This is a genomic window from Pseudomonas sp. sp1636, from assembly GCF_030376615.1.
Lineage (GTDB): Bacteria > Pseudomonadota > Gammaproteobacteria > Pseudomonadales > Pseudomonadaceae > Aquipseudomonas.
Genome location: NZ_JARRAB010000021.1, coordinates 85,223 through 92,550, shown reverse-complemented (window position 1 = coordinate 92,550; position 7,328 = coordinate 85,223). Strand labels below are relative to the sequence as shown.

The 7,328-nt window shown below is 61.4% G+C and carries 3 protein-coding genes, 1 tRNA gene and 1 pseudogene; 4 read left to right on the top strand and 1 reads right to left on the bottom strand.

All coding sequences use genetic code 11. The annotated features are described in order from the left end of the window. From P8H27_RS18390 to P8H27_RS18375, 4 genes and pseudogenes are all read left to right on the top strand, one after another. A pseudogene (locus P8H27_RS18390) lies at positions 1-546 on the top strand (DNA primase); the annotation flags it as partial. Positions 547-613: 67 nt separating this feature from the next. After that, positions 614-2,464 carry an RNA polymerase sigma factor RpoD gene (rpoD, locus tag P8H27_RS18385; RefSeq protein ID WP_289639121.1) on the top strand — a complete coding sequence of 617 codons (1,851 nt, stop codon included), beginning with the start codon at positions 614-616 and terminating at the stop codon, positions 2,462-2,464. Positions 2,465-2,559: 95 nt separating this feature from the next. Continuing rightward, the gene (locus tag P8H27_RS18380) at positions 2,560-6,294 is read left to right on the top strand and encodes a bifunctional diguanylate cyclase/phosphodiesterase (protein WP_289639120.1); all 3,735 of its coding nucleotides are present in this window, start codon (positions 2,560-2,562) and stop codon (positions 6,292-6,294) included. A gap of 14 nt (positions 6,295-6,308) precedes the next feature. Beyond that, a tRNA-Ile gene (locus P8H27_RS18375) sits at positions 6,309-6,385 on the top strand. An 82-nt stretch (positions 6,386-6,467) separates the two neighbouring features. Here the strand turns inward: P8H27_RS18375 and P8H27_RS18370 are convergent. After that, positions 6,468-7,205: a metallophosphoesterase family protein gene (locus P8H27_RS18370; RefSeq protein WP_289639126.1), complete on the bottom strand. Its 738-nt coding sequence runs from the start codon at positions 7,203-7,205 to the stop codon at positions 6,468-6,470. Positions 7,206-7,328 lie beyond the last annotated feature (123 nt).

The following is a 7,328-nucleotide window of genomic DNA, read 5'->3' as shown; positions in this document are numbered from 1 at the left end:
ACGGCGGGCTTCGAGCGCAGCCAGGGCAAGAGCGACTGGAAGAAAGAAGGCGGCAAGCGGAGCAAAAAGGGCCGCGACGACTTCACCCCACGCGCACCCCGCACCGCCGTCAGCGTCGAATCGCCGCACCTGAGCGCGTTACGCACCCTGCTGCACCACCCCGAACTGGCACAGAACGTCGAAGACGTCAGCCACTTCGCCGCCGAAGACGACACCTACGCACAGCTGCTGGTCGCCCTGCTCGGCGCCCTGCAAAAGAACCCGAAACTGCGCGCCCTGCAACTGCTCGCGCGCTGGCACGGCACCGAACAGGGCCGCCTGTTACGGGCCCTGGCGGAAAAGGAATGGCTGATTTCAGCCGACAACCTTGAACAACAGTTTTTCGACACTATAACTAGTCTTGTGGCCCGCCAACGCGAGCGCAGCCTGGAACATTTGATCCACAAAGCCCGTCAAAGTGAGTTGAGTGCAGAGGAAAAAAACCAACTGCGCAACCTGCTGAGCCGTAATGCATCACCGGTAATCCCGAGCCCAACTGGCGCATAGGGGTCTTATTCGGGTATAATCCGCGGCTTGTTTTTAGCCCGCCAAGACCTTCAGTGGATAGGGTGTTATGTCCGGAAAAGCGCAACAGCAGTCTCGTATCAAAGAGTTGATCACCCTTGGTCGTGAGCAGGGCTACCTGACTTACGCGGAGGTCAACGACCACCTGCCGGAGGATATTTCCGACCCGGAACAGGTGGAAGACATCATCCGCATGATCAACGACATGGGGATCAACGTATTCGAGGTTGCGCCAGATAAGGATTCTCTTATGCTGGCCGACGCCGATACCGACGAAGCGGCTGCGGAAGAAGCAGCGGCTGCATTGGCAGCGGTCGAGACCGACATTGGCCGTACCACCGACCCGGTGCGCATGTACATGCGCGAAATGGGCACAGTGGAACTGCTGACCCGCGAAGGCGAAATCGAAATCGCCAAGCGTATCGAAGAAGGTATCCGTGAAGTCATGGGCGCTATTGCCCACTTCCCTGGCACCGTCGACAGCATCCTCGCCGAATACAACCGCGTCACCACCGAAGGCGGCCGCCTGGTTGAAGTCCTCAACGGCTATATCGACCCGGACGACGGCACCGTTCCTGTTGAAGCCCCTGCCGCGCCTGTACCGGTCAAAGACGGCACTGCCGCCGATGCCGATGACGACAAGGACGAGGACGACGACGACAGCGAAGAGGAAGAAGAAGGCGATGGCGGCCCGGATCCGGAAGAAGCCCTGCGCCGCTTCACCGCTATTTCCGAGCAATTGGAGATCGCCAAGAAGTCGCTGAAGAAGCATGGCCGTGACAGCAAGCAAGGCATCGCCGAGCTGAAAGCCCTGGCCGGTTTGTTCATGCCGATCAAGCTGGTGCCCAAGCAGTATGAGGCGCTGGTGGTTCGTGTGCGCGGCGCCCTGGAGCGCCTGCGTGCGCAAGAACGCGCCATCATGCAACTCTGCGTACGTGATGCGCGCATGCCTCGCGCCGACTTCCTGCGCCTGTTCCCGGGCAATGAAATCGATGCCAGCTGGTCCGAGCAACTGGCCAAGGGCAAAGCAAAATACGCCGAGGCCATCGGCGGCCTGCAAGGCGACATCCAGCGCTGCCAGCAGAAGCTGGTTGCCCTGCAAGCCGAGTGCGACCTGACCCTGGCCGAGATCAAGGATATCAACCGGCGCATGTCGATCGGCGAGGCCAAGGCCCGCCGCGCGAAGAAAGAGATGGTTGAAGCCAACCTGCGTCTGGTGATCTCGATCGCCAAAAAGTACACCAACCGCGGCCTGCAGTTCCTCGACCTGATTCAGGAAGGCAACATCGGCCTGATGAAAGCGGTGGACAAGTTCGAATACCGGCGCGGCTACAAGTTCTCGACCTATGCCACCTGGTGGATCCGTCAGGCGATCACTCGCTCGATTGCCGACCAGGCCCGCACCATCCGTATTCCGGTGCACATGATCGAGACGATCAACAAGCTCAACCGTATCTCCCGGCAGATGTTGCAGGAGATGGGTCGCGAACCGACCCCGGAAGAGCTGGGTGAACGCATGGAAATGCCCGAGGACAAAATCCGCAAGGTATTGAAGATCGCCAAAGAGCCGATCTCCATGGAAACCCCGATCGGCGACGACGAAGATTCGCACCTGGGCGACTTCATCGAGGACTCCACCATGCAATCGCCGATCGACGTGGCGACCGTGGAAAGCCTCAAGGAAGCCACCCGCGAAGTGCTGGCCGGCCTCACCGCGCGTGAAGCCAAGGTGCTGCGCATGCGTTTCGGCATCGACATGAACACCGACCATACCCTCGAGGAGGTTGGCAAACAGTTCGATGTCACCCGCGAGCGGATCCGCCAGATCGAGGCCAAGGCGTTGCGCAAGCTGCGTCACCCGACGCGTAGCGAGCATCTGCGCTCCTTCCTCGACGAGTAATACAAACCCCCCGGCCAATCCCGGGGGGTTTTGCTATCTGCCTAGCCAAGCCCCGTCTACACTCCGAATATCATTCGCTCCGCCACGAGGCCGCCATGCCGAGATTGCCGGCCATTCTCCTGTTGTGTCTGGTGTATTGGGTCAGTCCGGTGGCAGCCTTGGCGCTCAATGAGGACGAGCGCGCCTGGCTGGCCGAGCACCCGGTGCTGCACCTGGGCATCGATGATTCCTGGCCGCCATTCGAGCTCCGCGACGCACAGGGCCGCTACCAAGGCCTGGCTGCCGACTACATCGCACTGCTTGAACAACGCCTGGGGGTGAGCCTGCAGCCGAGCGCACCGAGCAGCTGGAGCGCGGTACTGGAGCAGGCCAAGGCCGGTCAGCTCGACTTGCTGCCCGCCGTGATGGCCACGCCAGAACGGCAGGCCTACCTGGCCTTTACCCGCCCCTACCTGGACTTCCCCATCGTCATCCTGGCGCGCGATGACGGGCCGCAGCCACGCGCAATGAAAGACCTTTACGGCCTGAAGATTGCCGTGGTCGAGGACTACGCCCCCCACGAACTGCTGCGCAGCCAACACCCGGATCTCCACCTGCTACCGCTGCCGACGGTCAATGCCGCGCTGCACGCACTCGCCATCGGCCAGGCCGATGCCTTGATCGGCGACCTCGCCTCCAGTGTCTGGAGCCTGCGCCAGCTCAAACTGAAAGGTCTGATCATCAGCGGCGAAACGCCCTATCGCTATCAACTCGCCATGGCCGCGCCACACGACCAGGCGATCCTCATCGGGATTCTCGACAAACTCCTCGCCAACATCGGCAGCGACGAAATCGGCGCCCTACAGGCACGCTGGGTCGACAACTTGCAGGACAGGCGCAGTGTCTGGCGCGAACTCTTGCTGTATGGCCTCCCGGGCTTGCTCGCACTGTGCGCCATCATCGCCGCGATACTGCGCATCAACCGCCGCCTGCACAGCGAAATGGTCACCCGCAGCCTGCTCGAACAGGAACTGCGCAACAGCGAACAGCACTACCGCAGCCTGGTGGAAAACCTCTCGGCTATTGCCTGGGAGGCACGCCGGGACGACCACAGCTTCACCTATGTCTCGCCGCACGCGGAAAAACTGCTCGGCTACCCACTGGCCGACTGGAAGCGTCCAGGCTTCTGGCTGAGCACCCTGCACCCAGAGGATGCACAACGAGCCATCGACCACTGCCAACGCGAAAGCGCCGCCGGCCGCGACCGTAGCCTGGACTACCGGATGTATACCGCCGACGGCCGACTGCTATGGATCCGCGACATCGTCACCCTGACCCGCAATGGCGACGAGACGATCATGCGCGGCCTGATGGTCGACATCAGCGAAGCCAAGCAGGTCGAGCAGGCCTTGCGCCTCTCCGAACAGAAGTTCGCTTCGGTGTTCCAGCAGTGCCCGGACATCCTGGTGATCGCCCGCCGCGCCGACGGCCGCTTGCTGGACGTCAACAATGCCTTCGAGCAACAGACCGGCATCCCGGTCAGCGAAGCGCTCGGCAAAACCGCCAGTGAACTGAATATCTGGGGCATTCCCGACATCGGCCCGACCCTGCTCAACCTCCTGCAAGGCAAACGCCTGCGCAACCTGGAGATGCCCTTCCAGCGGCGCGACGGGCAACGCTTCATCGGCCTGATCTCCGCCCAGGCCTTCCAGCTCGTCGACACCCCGGCGCTGGTGATAATCGTACGCGACATCAGCCAACTCAAAGCCACCCAGCAGCAACTGCTGATTTCCGAAGATAAATTCGCCAAAGCCTTCCACGCCTCCCCCGACGGCCTGTTGATCAGCCGTGTCCGCGACGGCCAACTGATCGAAGTCAATGAGGGTTTCAGCCGCATCACCGGGTACAGCAGCAGCGAAGCCGCCGAGCGCTCGACCCTGCAACTGGGTATCTGGGCCAACCCCGCAGACCGCGCCAGGATGATCGAACAGATCGGCCTGCACGGCAGAGTCCGTGATCTGAGCGCGCCGATCCGCACCCGCGCGGGCCAGATACGCCTGTGCGAGCTGTCCGCCCAACCGATTCAGGTCGGCGACGAGCCCTGCCTGCTGACCATCGCCCGCGACATCACCGAACGCCAGGCCATGCAGGAAAAGCTCCAGCAGGCCGCCACCGTGTTCGAAAGTACCGCCGAAGGCGTGATGATCACCGATCCTCAGCAGCGCATAGTCGCGGTCAACCGCGCTTTCAGCGCAATTACCGGCTTTAGCGAAGCCGAAGTACTTGGGCAAACCCCCCGACTGCTTGCCTCCGGCCAACATGACAGCGCCTTCTACAGCGCAATGTGGCACCAACTGGAAGATGAAGGACACTGGCAAGGGGAAATCTGGAACAAGCGCAAGAACGCCGAGATCTTTCCGGAATGGCTGACCATCAACGCCGTGTGCAATCAAGCCCAGCAGACCACGCACTTCGTCGCCGTATTCGCCGACATCAGCTCACTCAAACATGCCCAGGCCCGACTCGACCACCAAGCCCACCACGACCCCTTGACCGGCCTGCCCAACCGCATGTTGTTCGAAACCCGGCTACATGCCGCACTCGACGATGCGCAAACCGACGACCGCCAAGGCGCGATCCTGTTTCTCGACCTCGACCGCTTCAAGCACATCAACGACAGCCTTGGCCACCCGGTCGGCGACCAACTGCTCAAGAGCATCGCCATTCGCCTCAAGGAACAACTGCGCGACATCGACACCGTTGCCCGCCTGGGTGGCGACGAATTCATCCTCCTGCTACCAGGCCTGCACCAGACCGACGACGCCAAACTGGTCGCCAACAAACTGCTCGCCTGCTTCAGCCCGCCCTTCCAGGTCGACGACCACCAGTTCTATATCAGCGCCAGCATCGGCATCAGCCTCTACCCGGAGGACGGCCTGGATGTCGCCACCCTGGTGAAAAACGCCGACGCCGCCATGTACCGCGCCAAAGCCAAAGGCCGCAACCGGGTCGAAATGTACACCCGCGACCTGACCTTCCAGGCCACCGAACGCATGGCCCTGGAACATGAACTGCGCCGCGCCCTGGAGCGTGAAGAACTGCACCTCTATTACCAGCCCAAACTCAGCCTGAGCAGCCAATGTCTGGCCGGCGCCGAAGCCCTGATTCGCTGGATCCATCCCGTGTTTGGCGAAATCCCGCCCGACCGCTTCATCCCACTGGCCGAGGAAACCGGCCTGATCCTGCCGCTGGGCGACTGGGTGCTGCAACAAGCCTGCTGGCAAATGCGCGAATGGCAAATCCTCCACGCGCCTTTCGGCCCGCTCTCGGTCAACCTGGCCGGCGCCCAACTGCGCCAGCCGCACCTGTTCGAGCGCATCTCGCGCCTGCTCGACGAGCACGCGCTCGACCCCAGCCTGCTGCAACTGGAAATCACCGAAAGCTTCATCATGAACCAGACCGAGGACGCCCTGAGCCTCCTCCACCAACTGAAAGCCCTCGGCGTGCAACTGGCCATCGACGACTTCGGCACCGGCTACTCCTCGCTGAGCTACCTCAAGCGCCTGCCGCTGGACACCCTGAAGATCGACAAATCCTTCGTCCGCGGCCTGCCGAGCGACCCGCACGACGTAGCCATTGCCCGCGCCATCATTGCCCTCGGCCGCAGCATGCAACTCACGGTGATCGCCGAAGGCGTGGAAACCAAGGCCCAGGAACTGTTTCTCGCCGCCGAAGGCTGCGAACAGATCCAGGGCTTCGTCCTCAGCCGCCCCCTCGCCGCCGACGTATTCGCCCATAATTTCCTCAGCCCGCGTCGTTCGGTTGGCGCTACCGAGAAGGCACCGGTATAATCCGCCGGCTTCTGGGGCCTATAGCTCAGTTGGTTAGAGCAGGGGACTCATAATCCCTTGGTCGTAGGTTCGAGTCCTACTGGGCCCACCAAATCGAAAAGCCGCGCATTGCGCGGCTTTTTCATGTCTGCAGGAAAAACAGCTAGACCAACCCTAGAGCTATAGAAGGGTGGTTAGAGCTCAATGATCAGATCCGAGCGGAAGCCTGTCTCTTCCCCCGGATACCCCCTGGGATTGCAGATCACCCGTGTTCCCGCTACGTCATAGTCGACAGCCATATGCGAATGGCCGTGCACCCACAGCGCCATCTGCTCACCACCCATAAGGTCTTCCCAACGATTGGCGTAAGCGGCATCCAGGTGAGTACCTGCGTGCGGGCTGCCTTGGAGGGAGCGTAGCGTTGGAGCATGGTGGGTGATCAGCACAGTTGGGCCGTCAAATGACTCCGACAGCTTCATGCGCAGCCAGTCTTTCGTTTGCACCGACTGGGCGACCAGGTCGGCTGGGCGGATGCGCCTGTAGCTTTCAGTGCGGATCTGCCTGAAGTCATTCATCGCATTCTGCGCACTCAAGCATGCCATCGGTGAGTTGCCGGTTGCGGTGAAATCCGTCCACATGGTCGCCCCCAGAAACCGTACACCGGCCAGGATCACCTCATCCCGATCCAACACCCGAACGCGATCATCCTGCACCGCTCGCATTTTTTGCAGGGTATGGCTCAGGTGCCCACCGTAAAACTCGTGATTGCCTGGGACGTACAACACCGGGCCAGGGAAGACATGCCTGGCCCACGCAACAGCACGTGCTTTGACATCGATGTCGCCCGCCAGAATGACCACATCACAGTCCAGAGGCTCTGGAGTAAACGGGCTGAACTCATTGTGCAGGTCCGACAGCAAGTGGATACGCATCATCATTTCTCAGTGATTTACTGGGGCTGCGCCTTCGTCGACGACACCTTGCGGAATTTAAGGCAAGAGCACGCAGGAAGTTAACGCCGCGAAAAGTGAACTTAGCCACACCGAAAAAATCCC

Coding starts and splice junctions, on each gene's coding strand:
- P8H27_RS18380 (WP_289639120.1), top strand. CDS start 2,560: ATGCCGAGATTGCCGGCCATTCTCCTGTTGTGTCTGGTGTATTGGGTC.
- P8H27_RS18370 (WP_289639126.1), bottom strand. CDS start 7,205: ATGCGTATCCACTTGCTGTCGGACCTGCACAATGAGTTCAGCCCGTTT.
- rpoD (WP_289639121.1), top strand. CDS start 614: ATGTCCGGAAAAGCGCAACAGCAGTCTCGTATCAAAGAGTTGATCACC.